This is a genomic window from Alkalihalobacterium sp. TH-98 (assembly GCF_057473385.1).
In genome coordinates this window covers 88215-102223 of the sequence record NZ_JBYCKM010000004.1, presented here as the reverse complement: position 1 = coordinate 102223, position 14009 = coordinate 88215, and the positions used below count along the sequence as shown (strand labels likewise).

At 37.7% G+C, this 14009-nt stretch carries 16 protein-coding genes, 1 tRNA gene and 1 pseudogene; 15 read left to right on the top strand and 3 right to left on the bottom strand.

Annotated elements, in window-relative coordinates; translation table 11 throughout:
* Window positions 1-563 precede the first annotated feature (563 nt).
* From AC2VNP_RS01090 to AC2VNP_RS01065, 6 genes and pseudogenes are all read left to right on the top strand, one after another.
* Window positions 564-1514 (top strand): ABC transporter permease, encoded by a 951-nt coding sequence (locus AC2VNP_RS01090; protein ID WP_486915294.1) that lies wholly within the window; start codon window positions 564-566, stop codon window positions 1512-1514.
* Entirely contained in the window at window positions 1507-2466 is a 960-nt protein-coding gene (locus AC2VNP_RS01085; protein WP_486915292.1) for an iron chelate uptake ABC transporter family permease subunit, read from the top strand. The genes AC2VNP_RS01090 and AC2VNP_RS01085 overlap by 8 nt, the downstream gene beginning before the upstream one ends.
* Window positions 2460-3215 carry an iron ABC transporter ATP-binding protein gene (locus tag AC2VNP_RS01080; RefSeq protein ID WP_486915290.1) on the top strand — a complete coding sequence of 252 codons (756 nt, stop codon included), beginning with the start codon at window positions 2460-2462 and terminating at the stop codon, window positions 3213-3215. The genes AC2VNP_RS01085 and AC2VNP_RS01080 overlap by 7 nt, the downstream gene beginning before the upstream one ends.
* 176 nt (window positions 3216-3391) lie before the next feature.
* Window positions 3392-4372, top strand: a complete 981-nt coding sequence (locus AC2VNP_RS01075) for a siderophore ABC transporter substrate-binding protein (RefSeq protein ID WP_486915289.1) — start codon at window positions 3392-3394, stop codon at window positions 4370-4372.
* 72 nt (window positions 4373-4444) lie between these two features.
* Entirely contained in the window at window positions 4445-4798 is a 354-nt protein-coding gene (locus tag AC2VNP_RS01070; RefSeq protein ID WP_486915287.1) for an antibiotic biosynthesis monooxygenase, read from the top strand.
* Between the two features lie 28 nt (window positions 4799-4826).
* Window positions 4827-5189: pseudogene (locus AC2VNP_RS01065) on the top strand (O-methyltransferase); the annotation flags it as partial.
* A 164-nt stretch (window positions 5190-5353) separates the two neighbouring features.
* Here AC2VNP_RS01065 and AC2VNP_RS01060 read toward each other — a convergent pair.
* Together AC2VNP_RS01060 and AC2VNP_RS01055 are read right to left on the bottom strand one after the other, a co-directional pair.
* Window positions 5354-5429: transfer RNA gene (locus AC2VNP_RS01060), tRNA-Ala, on the bottom strand.
* A gap of 143 nt (window positions 5430-5572) precedes the next feature.
* Window positions 5573-5731 (bottom strand): hypothetical protein, encoded by a 159-nt coding sequence (locus AC2VNP_RS01055; RefSeq protein ID WP_486915285.1) that lies wholly within the window; start codon window positions 5729-5731, stop codon window positions 5573-5575.
* A gap of 739 nt (window positions 5732-6470) precedes the next feature.
* Here AC2VNP_RS01055 and AC2VNP_RS01050 point away from each other — a divergent pair.
* The 7 genes from AC2VNP_RS01050 (at window position 6471) to AC2VNP_RS01020 (ending at window position 12378) form a co-directional block, all read left to right on the top strand.
* Window positions 6471-6983, top strand: coding sequence for a hypothetical protein (locus AC2VNP_RS01050; RefSeq protein ID WP_486915283.1), 513 nt, complete (start codon window positions 6471-6473; stop codon window positions 6981-6983).
* A 16-nt stretch (window positions 6984-6999) separates the two neighbouring features.
* A complete protein-coding gene (locus tag AC2VNP_RS01045; RefSeq protein WP_486915281.1) occupies window positions 7000-7956 on the top strand; it encodes a hypothetical protein in 957 nt (318 codons plus the stop codon).
* 232 nt (window positions 7957-8188) lie between these two features.
* On the top strand, window positions 8189-8914 hold the full coding sequence (gene sigI / locus AC2VNP_RS01040; protein WP_486915279.1) for an RNA polymerase sigma-I factor: 726 nt from the start codon (window positions 8189-8191) through the stop codon (window positions 8912-8914).
* A gap of 2 nt (window positions 8915-8916) precedes the next feature.
* Window positions 8917-10047 (top strand): anti-sigma-I factor RsgI family protein, encoded by a 1131-nt coding sequence (locus AC2VNP_RS01035; RefSeq protein ID WP_486915278.1) that lies wholly within the window; start codon window positions 8917-8919, stop codon window positions 10045-10047.
* Between the two features lie 127 nt (window positions 10048-10174).
* Window positions 10175-10792, top strand: coding sequence for a flavin reductase family protein (locus AC2VNP_RS01030; protein WP_486915434.1), 618 nt, complete (start codon window positions 10175-10177; stop codon window positions 10790-10792).
* 260 nt (window positions 10793-11052) lie between these two features.
* Window positions 11053-11967 carry a sulfurtransferase gene (locus tag AC2VNP_RS01025; protein WP_486915276.1) on the top strand — a complete coding sequence of 305 codons (915 nt, stop codon included), beginning with the start codon at window positions 11053-11055 and terminating at the stop codon, window positions 11965-11967.
* A 255-nt stretch (window positions 11968-12222) separates the two neighbouring features.
* Window positions 12223-12378, top strand: a complete 156-nt coding sequence (locus AC2VNP_RS01020; RefSeq protein WP_486915274.1) for a hypothetical protein — start codon at window positions 12223-12225, stop codon at window positions 12376-12378.
* A 180-nt stretch (window positions 12379-12558) separates the two neighbouring features.
* Here the strand turns inward: AC2VNP_RS01020 and AC2VNP_RS01015 are convergent, their stop codons facing one another.
* On the bottom strand, window positions 12559-13140 hold the full coding sequence (locus tag AC2VNP_RS01015) for a hypothetical protein (protein WP_486915273.1): 582 nt from the start codon (window positions 13138-13140) through the stop codon (window positions 12559-12561).
* A 154-nt stretch (window positions 13141-13294) separates the two neighbouring features.
* Here AC2VNP_RS01015 and AC2VNP_RS01010 point away from each other — a divergent pair, with 154 nt between their 5' ends.
* Both AC2VNP_RS01010 and AC2VNP_RS01005 read left to right on the top strand, forming a co-directional pair.
* Window positions 13295-13390: a YjcZ family sporulation protein gene (locus AC2VNP_RS01010; protein ID WP_275120311.1), complete on the top strand. Its 96-nt coding sequence runs from the start codon at window positions 13295-13297 to the stop codon at window positions 13388-13390.
* Window positions 13391-13720: 330 nt separating this feature from the next.
* Window positions 13721-13963, top strand: coding sequence for a DUF4025 domain-containing protein (locus tag AC2VNP_RS01005; protein WP_486915271.1), 243 nt, complete (start codon window positions 13721-13723; stop codon window positions 13961-13963).
* The last annotated feature ends 46 nt before the right edge of the window (window positions 13964-14009 follow it).

Here is a 14009-nt window from a genome sequence, read left to right as displayed (position 1 = left end):
GTGGGGGAGTCAGTCACTGTATTGAGTAAGCCTGGAAATTAGGGGACTGAGAGGCCCCTATTTCAGTAAAATAGCGATTTTTTTGAGTTAGCGGACTCAGAAGCCGCTATTTACTAGTTTTTGAGGTGGATACGGCTAGTTTTACGCGAATAAGGGCCTCTCAGTCCGCGAAAACGCAAAATTAGTGATTTTCGACGAAATAACGGCCTGTGAGTCCGCTAAAAATCAAATTCTTGAACACCTAGTAATGATAAATCGTTCAGCTAGGTGTTTTATTCTGCCCCCCAAAAAAATACTAGTTTAAACAAGTACTTTATTAGTGAGCTAAATAAAAATAGTCAATAAAGCGGTATATTACCTATAAATTTAGTTGTTTAAACAAATATATTCCCTGAAAGCCATTGACAATGATTATCAGTTGGTAATATACTGTAACAGTGTTAAAGATAATCATTATCAGTTAGACATCAAAAACTGAAAACCCACCATATTTTCTTTTTTTAACTATTTAATTGATAATGATTATTACTTTTAGTATGCATCCTAGAGAGCAGGGGTAGAACATGAAATTAAGATATTTATTTCTAGCACTAATTCTATTATCTCTCACGTCTTTATTCATTGGCGTAAAAGGAATTAGCCCGTTAGATATCTTCAACTTAACGGAGGAACAAGCACAAATATTATGGGTAAGCAGGTTTCCGCGCTTAGTAAGTATCATCCTTGCAGGGGTGGGTATGAGTATTTGTGGACTCATCATGCAGCAGCTTACGAGAAATAAGTTTGTTTCACCAACGACGGCAGGAACATTAGATTCTGCTAGACTAGGAGTTTTAGTGTCGCTGATGCTATTTGCATCTGCTAGTGCATTTGTGAAAATGCTAGTAGCATTTGCTTTTGCTCTAGTAGGAACATTAATTTTTATGAAGATCCTTGAAAAGGTAAAGCATAAGGATGTTATTTTTATCCCATTAGTAGGATTAATGTTTGGTAGCATCATAGGATCAATCACTACGTTTTTTGCTTATCGAAATGACTTGATTCAGAATATGTCCTCGTGGCTGCAAGGAAATTTTTCATTAATTATTAAAGGGCGCTACGAGCTACTATACATAAGTATTCCGCTTATGATTATTGCTTACCTCTATGCAAATCGTTTTACAGTTGCAGGTATGGGGGAAGAGTTTTCAGTTAATCTCGGTCTTAATTATAAAAAGGTCGTAAATATCGGTTTAATCCTTGTTGCTGCTGTTACTTCCGTCGTTCTTCTAACAGTTGGGATGATTCCATTCTTAGGGCTGATCATTCCAAATATAGTAAGTATCTACAATGGAGATAATTTAAAGAAGAACCTGCCTCATACGGCATTACTCGGTGCAGTATTCGTTTTAATCTGTGATATTTTAGGTCGAGTTATTATATTTCCGTATGAAATACCAATAGGAACTACGGTTGGGGTAATCGGAAGTGCGATTTTCCTTTACTTACTAATGAGGAGAAAAGTCTATGAGTAATAAAACAAAATTAATCATTCTTTCTCTATTATCACTTGTGTTTACGGCTTTATTTATCTTTTATAACCTTAATTTCAATAGTAACTTGGAATATATTTTACCAAGACGTGGCGCAAAAATTTTAGCGATTATCGTAACTGGTGCAGCTATTGCCTTTTCGACCGTCGTTTTTCAAACGATAACAAACAATAGAATTTTAACCCCAAGTATTATTGGTTTTGATTCATTGTATCTGCTAATTCAAACGTTTTTAATCTTTGTGTTTGGATCTGCTAGTTTTCTAGTTATGAATAACCAGGTTAACTTTTTTCTATCTGTTTTGATCATGATGGCGTTTGCTGGAGTATTTTACTACATATTGTTCAAGCGAGAAGGTGGCAGAAATATATATTTCTTACTCCTCGTAGGGATTGTCCTTGGAACTTTGTTTTCTAGCATTTCAACGTTCATGCAGGTTTTAATTGATCCAAATGAATTTCTTATTGTTCAAGACCGAATGTTTGCTAGCTTTAATAACGTTAACACTAACATTTTGGGTATTGCGATCAGCTTATTTATTCTAGTAACGATTTATTTTTGGAGATATTTGAAGTATCTAGATGTCCTTTCACTAGGTAGAGATACTGCAGTTAATCTAGGTGTCGATTATGACCATGTGGTAAAGAGGCTTCTAATTCTAGTCGCCATTCTCGTTTCCATTTCAACCGCATTAGTAGGTCCAATCTTATTCCTAGGCTTACTTGTCGCCAATGTAACGTATGAATTTCTGAAAACACATAAGCACTCTTACATTATTACAGGTGCGATGTTAATAAGTATTGTTGCTCTTGTCAGTGGGCAGTTTTTAGTTGAAAGAGTATTTGCTTTCTCTGTACCCATCAGCGTAATCATCAACTTTATTGGCGGTGTGTACTTTATTTACTTACTTTTAAGGGGGAATAAATCATGGTAGTTGTAAAAGGCGTTTCAAAAAAATACGGAAATAAAAATGTCGTAGAGGACGTTTCCGTAGAAATTGAAAAAGGAACAATTACTTCATTCATCGGACCGAATGGAGCGGGGAAAAGTACACTCATATCGATGATTAGTCGTTTAATTGCGAAGGACTGTGGTCTGATTAGCATTGATGATAAGGAGCTAAGCGAATGCAAAAGTGAGGACCTAGCGAAGAAAATTTCCATACTTAAGCAATCGAATCACCTCAATATTCGTTTAACTATTCGTGACCTTGTGGCTTTTGGAAGATTTCCATATTCAAAAGGAAACCTGACTAAAGAAGATTGGAAACATGTGGACCAGGCAATCAAATATATGGAACTTGGTGAGATGGAAAATAAGTTTCTTGACCAACTAAGTGGAGGACAGCGCCAACGAGCGTTTATCGCGATGGTTATTGCTCAGGATACTGAATATGTTTTACTTGATGAGCCATTGAATAATTTAGACATGAAGCATTCTGTACAAATCATGCAGGTGTTACGAAGATTAGTAGATGAGCTTGGGAAAACAGTCGTAATTGTTATCCATGATATAAACTTTGCGTCCTGTTACTCGGATCATATCGTAGCTCTTAAAGATGGGAAGATTGTCAGAAAGGGAACCACACCTGAGATTATTAACCCAGAGGCATTAAAAGAAATCTATGATATGGATATTCACATCGAGAACATTAACCAAAATCGCATTTGTGTGTATTTTTAGAAGCCTATAGCAATTAGTGTTTAGTAGTTAAAGAAGAGTTAAAAACAAATGTCTATACACTAAACATTGGTAATTCGTTATTTTGATCGTTTCTTAAAATAGCCTGATCAACTATTTAATCGAAGAGACTATCAGAAATAACATTACAATATATTAAAACTAAGGAGAAATGATCAATGAAAAAGAATGCACTATTACTATTCTTAGCACTTATACCAATGTTTGTTTTAGCTGCTTGCGGTGGACAGCAAACAGGAGGAAATGAGTCAACTGAACCAGCTGAAGAGACAGAAGTAACAGAAACAGAAGTAACAGCGGAGCCAACAGAGCTTACTTATGAACACCAATTAGGTGAGGTTACAGTATCTGTTAATCCTGAGAAAGTTGTCGTATTTGACTTTGGAGTACTAGATTCACTTGATAAATTAGGAGTAGAGGTTACTGCATTACCACAAGCTAATGTTCCTCCATACTTAGCAAAATATGAAGATGCAAAATACGAAAATATTGGTTCACTAAAAGAGCCAGATTTTGAAAAAATTGCTGAAATTAATCCAGATCTGATCATCATTTCTGGAAGACAACTAGATTTATATGATGAATTATCAAAACTTGGACCAACGATTTTTATGGGAGTAGATAATACGAATTATATGGAGTCTTTCACTCATAACATGGAAGTGCTTGGGCAAATTTTTGGTAAGGAAGAAGCTGTTGCTGCCGAATTATCAGTAATTAACGAGGCAATTGCAGGTATTAACGAAAAAGCTGCTGACGCAGGAAAAGCTTTAATTATTTTAGCGAACGAAGGAAATATTAGTGCATACGGTCCAGGTTCACGTTTTGGTCTTATCCATGATGTACTTGGTGTAGAAGCTGTAGATGAAGGTATTGAGGTTTCAACTCATGGTATGAACGTTTCGTTTGAGTACCTTGTCGAGAAAGATCCTGACTTGTTATTTGTAGTCGATCGAAACGCGGTTGTAGCAGGTGAAGCGGCTGCTCAAGATACGATTGAAAATGAGTTAGTTCAAGAAACAAAAGCTTATCAAAATGAAAACATCGTATATCTTGATCCAAACTATTGGTACCTTTCTGGAGGCGGTTTAGTTTCAGTTTCTGAAATGGTCAAGGCGATTGAAGCATCAATTCAATAATTAGAGAGAGACCTGTTTTTTCACCTGATAAAACAGGTCTTTTTTCCGAAAAAAGAGGGAGGAATATACGATATGGTTATTCAAACAAGAACAATTACCGTTGAAACTGGCTATAGCGACCTTGTGGTAGAACGTTTTTCACAAGAGAGTCCAATCGACACAATGGACGGGCTGATTGATCGAACGGTTATGGTTAATCGAAAAAAGAAAGACCAAGAAGAGGTCATCGTCATGGTCCGCTGGGAATCAATAGAAGCATGGAAGAATTGGGAGAAAAGTGACATTCATATCCAAGGTCATAAGAACAACAAAGGAAAAGCCAAGCCCGAATATATTCTCGATATAAATGTAAATATGTATGAGGTCAAAGAAGTTAAGAAACAAGAGGCTAAAATAGACTGCTCTATTTTAGTTATTTTAAAATGAAAACGCGAAAAGAAATGAGTGAATGCGAATGGAAAAAGTGGAACAGTATATTGAGTCAACGTTTCATACGAATGATGCTTTTTTAGAAGAAATTAAAGCATCCATTATGGAACGGGGCATGCCGTCCATATCGGTTTCCCCGAATGCTGGGAAACTACTGACCATGCTAGTAGCTATTTCAGGTGCAAAGGAGATCCTCGAAATCGGTGCACTAGGTGGCTATAGTGGAACTTGTTTGGTAAGAGGTTTAGGTGAACAAGGGCATCTAACATCGCTAGAGTTAAAAGAAGAATATGGCAAGCTTGCACTAGAAAATCTAACAAAGGCTGGACTAGGCGAGAAGGTTACATATATGATTGGGGAAGCATTAACGAGCTTAGAAAAGCTAGTGACGATTTCTAGAGTGAAGGGATAGCAAATCGGGACATAGTTGAATTATGCTGTGAATTGACTGTTTCGTTCACAAGCTTGAGCCATGTTCCATTTTTACTACTTTATATTTGTGGAGAAACAAAAAGATGCTGAGTATCATTCAGCATCTTTATTACATATGTATGGTGGAGCATAGGGGGCTCGAACCCCTGACCTCTACGCTGCCAGCGTAGCGCTCTCCCAGCTGAGCTAATGCCCCGTTCAAGTTTTGCTAATTTCTTTTAATTTACAATTCCAAACTCATTCTGTCAATAGGAAGTTTCGCTTTAGTTAAAAGAAAGAAAGTGGATAATTTTTATAATGTAATCATATGTAAATGATTTGAAAAGGTGCAACATTTTATTAAAAAATCCACTCAATAATATACCAAGCCAACCCGCCGATAACTCCCACAACAAATGCACTTAAAATATTCTCCTTAGAGAACTTTTTATGCTTAACAAAGTCGAAAATAACCCATCCGAAAAAGATCGCTATACCGAAAAGAAGTGCCTCAACCATTATTTTACCTCCTTATTCACTATGCTTAGTTTAACAGAAAAACCATCGGGCTTACAGTTTTTCCGTACCTTAAAGCCGTATTTTAAGGTACTTATCCTAATTTTACGAAAACAATTTTTTATTTTGTAAAATCTTGAATTGTATTTCAATGTTTAATTAGTATTTTTTTCTAAAAATGGTTAAGCCTTCACTTTTATAGTGCGTATTAAATTGCTGCTATGATTAGCACCACTGTTTTTTATTTTATGAAGATAGCATTATTAAGGCTTATCAATATATCTAGTACACTATTTGGATCCAGATCCTGATTTTGATCCTGATCCTGTTTAGGGGACTCAAAAACCCTTATTTGTGTCAAGATCGTGATTTTCTTATGTTTAGGTGTCTCAGAAGCCCTTATTACATGAAAACCGAGACGATTTCTCAAGAATTCTATAAAATAAGGGCCCCTCCGTCCTATAACACTGAGAGAATGTTAGATTTTAAGGAGATAAGGGCCTCTCAGTCCCCTTAAGAATTCACCCTATATTGTGGATCAGATCTCACCAGCCATCTTACATTCCTCTAATACCTTCAATAATACGTTCAATATCAACCTTCGTATTACAAGCTTTCTTACTAAAAAATTGGTATATAAAAATATTTTATTTAACCCCCTCAAAATGAAAACCTCCTACGTAAAGCTATAGGAAAGCGGCTTTCTTAACAACAAATTATGTACATAGCTGTGAGGTGCCTCATGTTAAAAATTAAAAAAATTATGGCTTGTTTACTAGCGGGTGCAATGCTTGCTACAGGTTGTTCTTCTGTATCATCAACAACAGCTGATGATGAAGCGCAAGTCGAGAGTAAATCAACCATTTATGAAAATATGGATGCTGGATTAAAAATCTATGAATCTAACCAATGGACGTTAGAACAGGAAGTGTTTACACGAAATTTAAATGCAACCTTTCAATATGAAACAGTAAAAGCAATTGTTTCGGTGATTCCGAGTGAGAAGTCAATGGATCAAATTAAACAGGAACTTCAGTTAGGCGATGGGTTAATTACGATCCTAGAAGAAAACGACCATTTCTTTTCATTTCATACGAATCAAAAAGATGGGATTCGATCAGATTTATTCCTAGACCATCATCAAGGAAAGACATTAATTGTAACCTTCATGTCTCCAATCGGTGATTTTGAACGTTATCAGGAAGATATGGACCAATTCAAAAATAATATAAAACTTACTGAGCAAGAGTTGTAGTGAAAGGGAGAGTTGAATGAGAAAGATAGTTTGTACAATTGTAGCAGGATCATTTTTAATTGCAGGGGCGGTTAAAGCAGATGAAGCAATCGTTTACGAATCTGCAGTAAACACAGGGAATTTAACAGCTTCTTATAATGTCGCTGAGGTTAATGAAGAATCAAACCATGAATTATTTGATTTTGTGGACGCTGTTCACTCTGCAATTATTGATTTAACACCTAGCGAGAAAGAAAAACTAAGATATTTAATTGAATTTGTAGCAAGTAAGAACGCACAATTAGAATTCCTCTTACAACAAGGACAGTTTGACAAAGCAATGACCTTACTTGAAAGGTATAACGAAGATGTAGCTACGATCAATGAAATGATCGAGGGTGAATCACTTAGTCAGGATACTGAAGATGTCACTGGTGATATTATCGTGATCGAGGAAGACGAACTGTTGATTAACACGGATATTGAAGAAGAAGTAGTTGAAAGAACTTCGATGCGCGGTGTGAATTTAGTAGCATTATTAGAGCGCGATGACTTACCAGAACCAGCAAAGGCTGGAATTAGAAAAGCTCTTGCTAATCAAGAAAGAGCAATGGAAAATCGTCAACGAGCGAAAGAGAGAAACGAACTTCGAAAAGCAGAAAGAGAAAATAAGAAAGTGAAGGAAGAAGAACTTGATGAAGAGTTTGTTGACCTAGAAGATGTAACAGCTCCAAAAACAGAAAAAGTGAAGGAGCTAAAAGGAAACCAAAAGCCAAAGAATGAAAATGCAAAAAAGGGGCAAGAACGAGCGGAGCAAGCTAGAGAAAATGCAAAGCAAAAAGCAGAACAAGGTCAAAAGCGCGGTCATGAAAACAAGGAACAAGGTCAAAAACGAGGACATGATGCGAAGCAGCCAGGAGAAAACCGTGGTCAGCAAGCGAATGAAAATGGCTCAGGAAACTCAAATGGTAAAGGAAACGGTGAAAGACCGTAAGAGATAAATTCGATTGACTGGCTCATCTGAACGTGTCATGAACACCTCAAGAGAGGCACTGGCACATGGGTCAGTCTTTTTCTAATGACGTATCACAAATTGGCTGTCTTCTAGGTAAAATTTGGCGTAAAAGTAGGAGCATTGTACATCCCTAAAAAGCTTTACCTATTAATTAATTTAGCGTATGCTTATCGACATAGAATAGCGGTTTCATGAAGAAGGTGTATCGATAATGGAGAATTTTAATTTAAACACAGTCCTTGCTCAAGCAAAGACGGGGAATGACATTGCACGTGAGCAATTAATTCTTCATTACAAACCATACGTTATTAATGTGACAGGCAATATTTGTAAAAGATATATCACCTGGAGCGACGAGGAATCTAGTATAGCCATAATTGCTTTTAATCGAGCGATCGATACGTTTTCTGAAGAAGGTGGACGTACATTTCAAAACTATGTATACCTGTTGATTAAACGAGATTTAATTGACTTCTTCCGAAAAGAACAAAGGGAAGCCCATCTTTCTCTTACTTTGGATAATTCTGAGCAGGATACACTTACTTCAAACTTTGAAAATGATCAGGCGATTGAAAAGTATGAAGAAATGATCCAGTCGCATGACTTAGTAGATGAAATCTTAGAATTAGATCAAAAGCTCAGCGAATATAAAATATCATTTGAGGAACTCGAGCATTACTCACCTAAACATGAAGATACTCGATTGTCTTTATTTGAAATGGCTGCTGTTTTTGTAAATGATGATGAACTGGTGGAAAGCTTGATGCGGAAAAAGCAGCTACCAATCGGTCCATTTTCTAAAAAAATGGGCTACAAAAAAAAGACGCTTGAGCGTCACCGAAAATATATTATCACACTAATTTTAATTAGCTTAAATCCACAATGGGTCCATTTAGCCGAATATGTTAAAGGGACTTCAGGAAAAGGGGGGAAATAAAGGTGGAGACGATCAAAGGTACGGTCGTAAAAGTTACAGAACAACATATTGTCTTGTTGACGACTGATGGAAGGTTTAAAAATGTTCCTCGATCTACTTCCGAGGTACCACTCATAGGACAATCGTTTACTCATATTGAAAAGCCGAAAAGAATATTTCCTATATATAAGGTTGCATCAGCTGCAGCAGCATTATTTTTAATGATCGTCACTTACTTTATTTTTCCTTTTAGTGGGGACGGTAAAGAGGTATATATTATTTCACTCGACATTAATCCTAGCTTTGAAATCGCAACGAATGGTGACTTTAAAGTAGTTCGTGCAGAAGGTTTAAACGAAGAAGGATTAGAAATTATTGAGGCACTTCAATGGAATGACAATCTATATACGGTGATCAATGAAATTATTGACATGACGATTGAAGCCGGTTATATCGAGCAGCATATCGAGCCTGTCGTTGTGACATCAGTAATTCCTTTAGAGGAAACGTCTGAACCGTTCATTGATGAATTAAAAGATGCTATTGATACATCATTAGAGAAAAAACAAATAGATGTTCCAGTATCGGTTTCTCTAGATGAAAAAGAGACTTATGAAGAAGCGAAACAATCTAACATGTCGATCAACTATTATAAAGAGTTTAAGCAGTTGGAAAAACGAGGAATAATACAAAGTCCGAATGAAATTAAAGGAAGATCCATCTCTGAGTTAAAGAGAATGGAAAAACAGCCGGAACGAGCAAGAGAAAGATCGAATTCTTCAAATGGACAGTCTAAAAAGAATCCAAAAGACGAAAAGAAAAAACCTTCAAACGAAAATCAGCAAAATAATATAGAAGGAAACAAAGGAAAGTCTCCTGAAAACAAAGGAAATGGTCCTAGTGAGCCTGCAACGCCTTCTGAAAGTAAAGGAAATAGCCCGAGTGAACGAGGGAAGCCATCTGAAAATAGAGGAAATGGTCCGAGTGAACCAGGGAAACCAGCAGAAAATAGAGGGAATTCTAATTCAAGCCCAGGTAAACAACAAAAAGAAATTAAAGGGCCACCATCAACTCCTCCTGGGCAACAAAAACGAGAAGAACGGTCGAACGTACCAAACCAACCACAAGGACAACAAAATAGAAACAACAATTAGCTATCAAGTAAATTCGGTAGCAGGTACTTTTAGCGGACTAAAGGTACCTGCTACCGTTTTTTTTCTTTCTGTTTTGTTATAATGGTGGGGAGTTGTATGAACGTAGAAAAACAAAGGAGTGTCTATGATGGTTTATATTGATCCGAAAGACCGAAGCAGAAAAGAGAACTATCAGTTATTGAGTAGTGCCGTCATTCCTCGGCCGATTGCTTTTGTCACGTCGCAAAATGAAGACGGGGTGGTCAATGCAGCACCCTATAGTTTTTTTAACGTGATTACTGCAGAGCCGCCGCTTATTTCTATCTCAGTCGGGCGCCGGAATGGTAAAACAGTGAAAGATACGGGACGAAACATTTTAAAAGGGAGAGAGTTTGTTGTGCATATGGTTGATGAAGAAATCGTACAACAAATGAATCAATCGGCAGCCGAGTATCCATCAGATGTGAGTGAAGTGAAGGAAACGGGCTTAACGCTGACAGAGAGTCAAATCGTCACGGTTCCTAGTATAAAAGAAGCTAAAATTCGAATGGAATGTAAACTACATCACGCAGTAGCGCTCGGAACAGAGGAAGAAGCGAGCTGTGACCTTCTGATTGGAGAGGTCGTCATGTTTCACATTGCTGATGAATGCTATCAAGATGGAAAAGTAATCGCAGACGGACTGAATTTAGTCAGTCGCCTAGGAGGCGCTGATTATGCCCGCATTAAGGACACGTTTACTCTTCAAAGACCAGAAACGAAGTAATACTTAAGCCGCCATTGTGCGGTTTTTTATTTACAGTATTTCGTTGTTTTGAGATCTATAATAAGGGTTATCCACTCAAAATCACTTTTACCAAGTATCCAACGTACCCAGTTAAAATAACCGACTGAAATCACAAGCACAAAAGTGTATTCACTCATCTTTTTTCCCGTCTTGTATCATTTTCCCACTCGATCAGATGGATTGTATCTTTATCGTAATTGAGCATAATAAGTCGGGACTAAAAGAGGTGGAGGTCGTGAATGATGAAAAAGCAATCAGTTTTCCTCGTAGTTATTTTATCGATGTTAGCCGTTTTAGTAGGTAGTTGGACAGACAAAACCATGGCGAGTGAAATAGGACAGGATATAAGGATTGCAGCTGATATAATCGTTAGCGCCGACTGGCTTCAAAAAAATAAAGAGCTAGTCAAAGTCATTGATACTCGAAAAAAAGGATTCGATGAGGGGCACATTCCAGGAGCAGTTCATATGCCTTATACGGAATTAAGTGATCCTAAGCATCCAATTGAAGGTTACATGATTTCGAAAAAAGACTTTGAAAAGAAGATGAAAAAGTTAGGCGTACGGAACGATCAGACAGTAGTCGTATACGATGACGGGAAAAGTCCTTATGCGGCTAGATTATTTTTAGCCTTAGACTATTATGGACATGAGGATGTACGATTACTAGATGGTGGACTAACAGCTTGGACCGAAGCTGGTAAAGAACTAGCACAAGATGTGGATGAATATGAAAAAGGGAACTTTAAAGCCAGCCAAAAAGAAAACCTTCTAGTTGATAAGGAATTTGTAAAAAATACGATCGGAAAAGAAGATGTTGTCCTCCTGGATGTCCGATCTCCTGAAGAGTTTCGCGGGGAAGAAAAGCGCGCGAAAAGGGCGGGACATATACCTACAGCTGTAAACTTAGAATGGAAAAATACCATAAAACCAGAAGGAATACCATATCTTAAACCATTACATCAACTAGAACAGCAATTTGAAGAACTTGGCGTCACCAAAGACAAAACGATTATTATCTATTGCCATACGGCTTTACGAACGTCACATACGTATGTTGTGTTACGATTATTAGGCTTTGAAAATCTTCATGTGTATGAAGGTTCATGGGCAGAGTGGGGGAATGATCCAGATACGCCAATTGATAAACCGTAACTATAAAATACAACACCTCATTGGATTTGAGGTGTTTTTTATGCTGTTTTTAAGGTTTGTGCTTTTTGAAACAGCGCAGTCAGGCATTCAATTTAATAAGTAATACTCTAAAATGCAGCTACTCGCCAGGTTGGTTCTAAATCAACAATTATTTCAGAAAGACAAAGCGAATTGTAAAAAAGATCAACAGACCCGAACCATTTAGGTTTTAGAGAATATTATAAAACTGATTAATGTAAATGAGGAGGGTTTTTAGTGGAAGAAAAAGAAAAAAAGGTTACTGAAGCGGAACCGAAACGTGAGGAAGTAGCAATGGATCCTTGGGATATGCTTGTATTTGGGCCTCCTAGGCAACCAGCTGCTCAACCCGAGAATACTGAACAACCTGAGGAAAAGAAAAAAAGTAAATAACGGTCTTCGAGAAAAAGAAATGATGGCCCAGCTCAGCAGATGAATTTGATTGAATTTATCTGCTTTTTTGTGCATTTTACAAGCAACTTGTCCAACGTAGAAAAGATGGCTCATAAAGTGCCATAAAGACATTTAATGAGTCATCCTCTCTTGTCGTTTTCCTAAATGAAGAACGCTCAATTATAAAAAGAAAGGTAAAAATAGCCCGCCTAATCCGAAGAATGGGAAGCGACGACGTCTGAATCTACGGAAGCGCCTAGGATATCCGTAGCCAGGACCATATCCAAATCCAGGGCCAAATCCGTAGCCAGGACCATACCCTAAACCGGGGCCATATCCGAGTCCAGGACCATATCCAAGTCCGCCACCTAAAGCTGCAGCTCCTAAGCCTGCTCCTAAAGCAGCTGTTCCTAGACCAATTTGGCGGGAATGATCGTGCTGGTGTTGTTGTTGGTGTTGATCATCATCCATATCTCCTGTTGGAATTAACATCGTTACACCTTCATGGTCAACATGTTCAATAATTCCTTCAACCGTTTGCCCGTCAATCGTTTGTAGCTGGACAAAGTGTAAATGAAGACTCATGCAAGTATCATGCATGTTCTTGTTATGGTCTTGATGGCCTTCTGTAGCTGCCGTAATGTGTGGACCATGTACAGTAGGGTGTGCCATGTGACCGTGTTGCATAGGTGCAGTATGTTGTTGAGTCATGTGTCCAGTAGGCTGTTGGCCCATATGGCCGTTCATGTGAGAATGTTGCATTTTGTTACCCTCCTTAATGTATTCACCCATATCATATTCATAAGGTAGGCATCTGTTCATTCTTTTTTTAGAAGGACTTAAGCCCAAACATCTAAAAAGGAATTTGCATACAGTATGGTTGTAAGCTGAAATTTAGTTAAAGGAGTGAATGAAAATGTCAGGTTACGGATACACTGGTGGGTTTGCGTTATTAGTAGTATTGTTTATCTTGTTAGTAATCATCGGCGCTAGCTGGGGCTACGGTTATTAATCAGTTCATGCAAAGAGGGTGATGCTTAGTCGTCACCCTCTTTTCTTATGCTTATAGAAAATGTTCAAAAAGTCCGGGAAAAATCTCTTGCGGTAGAAGAACTTGACTAAGAGCTCCACGTCCTGTGGGAACGTCGAAGTCACCACACCATGTGGAAGCTCGTTGGTTTGCTGCTGTGTTCTTCACGTATTTATATCATACTGCGGTACTCGCAACTGCACCGCCTCGAACTTCTTGAATCTTTTTGTCCTCCTTTTTGAACACGCTGTTATTATGTAAATATTATTTTTCATGAAAGGGAAACTATAACTAATGAAGGGAGGGCTTACAGTGAACAAAGATAATAACAAAACACCGATTGAGCAGAGCCTGGAAGTTGCTGAAAATTCGTATCATCCATCTGATTACAAAAGTTCAAATGAAACGGAGCAAGGTCTTGCGTTTGTTCATGAACAAGTAAGTGATGCGTATGTAGAAGGTACAATTGACGGTGAAATTGAGGAGTCGCGAAACAATGCAGATCTAGGAAGAGCTGAAGAAGGCTTCAAAGAAATGGAGAACTTCGATAATTAGTAACACCACGGGCTATTCCAATAGAGCAGGACAAGCTCTATTGGAA

Coding starts and splice junctions, on each gene's coding strand:
- AC2VNP_RS01045 (WP_486915281.1), top strand. CDS start 7,000: ATGAGAAAGATAGTTTGTACAATTGTAGCAGGATCATTTTTAATTGCA.
- sigI (WP_486915279.1), top strand. CDS start 8,189: ATGGAGAATTTTAATTTAAACACAGTCCTTGCTCAAGCAAAGACGGGG.
- AC2VNP_RS01090 (WP_486915294.1), top strand. CDS start 564: ATGAAATTAAGATATTTATTTCTAGCACTAATTCTATTATCTCTCACG.
- AC2VNP_RS01075 (WP_486915289.1), top strand. CDS start 3,392: ATGAAAAAGAATGCACTATTACTATTCTTAGCACTTATACCAATGTTT.
- AC2VNP_RS01015 (WP_486915273.1), bottom strand. CDS start 13,140: ATGCAACATTCTCACATGAACGGCCATATGGGCCAACAGCCTACTGGA.
- AC2VNP_RS01070 (WP_486915287.1), top strand. CDS start 4,445: ATGGTTATTCAAACAAGAACAATTACCGTTGAAACTGGCTATAGCGAC.
- AC2VNP_RS01010 (WP_275120311.1), top strand. CDS start 13,295: ATGTCAGGTTACGGATACACTGGTGGGTTTGCGTTATTAGTAGTATTG.
- AC2VNP_RS01085 (WP_486915292.1), top strand. CDS start 1,507: ATGAGTAATAAAACAAAATTAATCATTCTTTCTCTATTATCACTTGTG.
- AC2VNP_RS01025 (WP_486915276.1), top strand. CDS start 11,053: ATGATGAAAAAGCAATCAGTTTTCCTCGTAGTTATTTTATCGATGTTA.
- AC2VNP_RS01055 (WP_486915285.1), bottom strand. CDS start 5,731: ATGGTTGAGGCACTTCTTTTCGGTATAGCGATCTTTTTCGGATGGGTT.
- AC2VNP_RS01080 (WP_486915290.1), top strand. CDS start 2,460: ATGGTAGTTGTAAAAGGCGTTTCAAAAAAATACGGAAATAAAAATGTC.
- AC2VNP_RS01030 (WP_486915434.1), top strand. CDS start 10,175: ATGGTTTATATTGATCCGAAAGACCGAAGCAGAAAAGAGAACTATCAG.
- AC2VNP_RS01050 (WP_486915283.1), top strand. CDS start 6,471: ATGTTAAAAATTAAAAAAATTATGGCTTGTTTACTAGCGGGTGCAATG.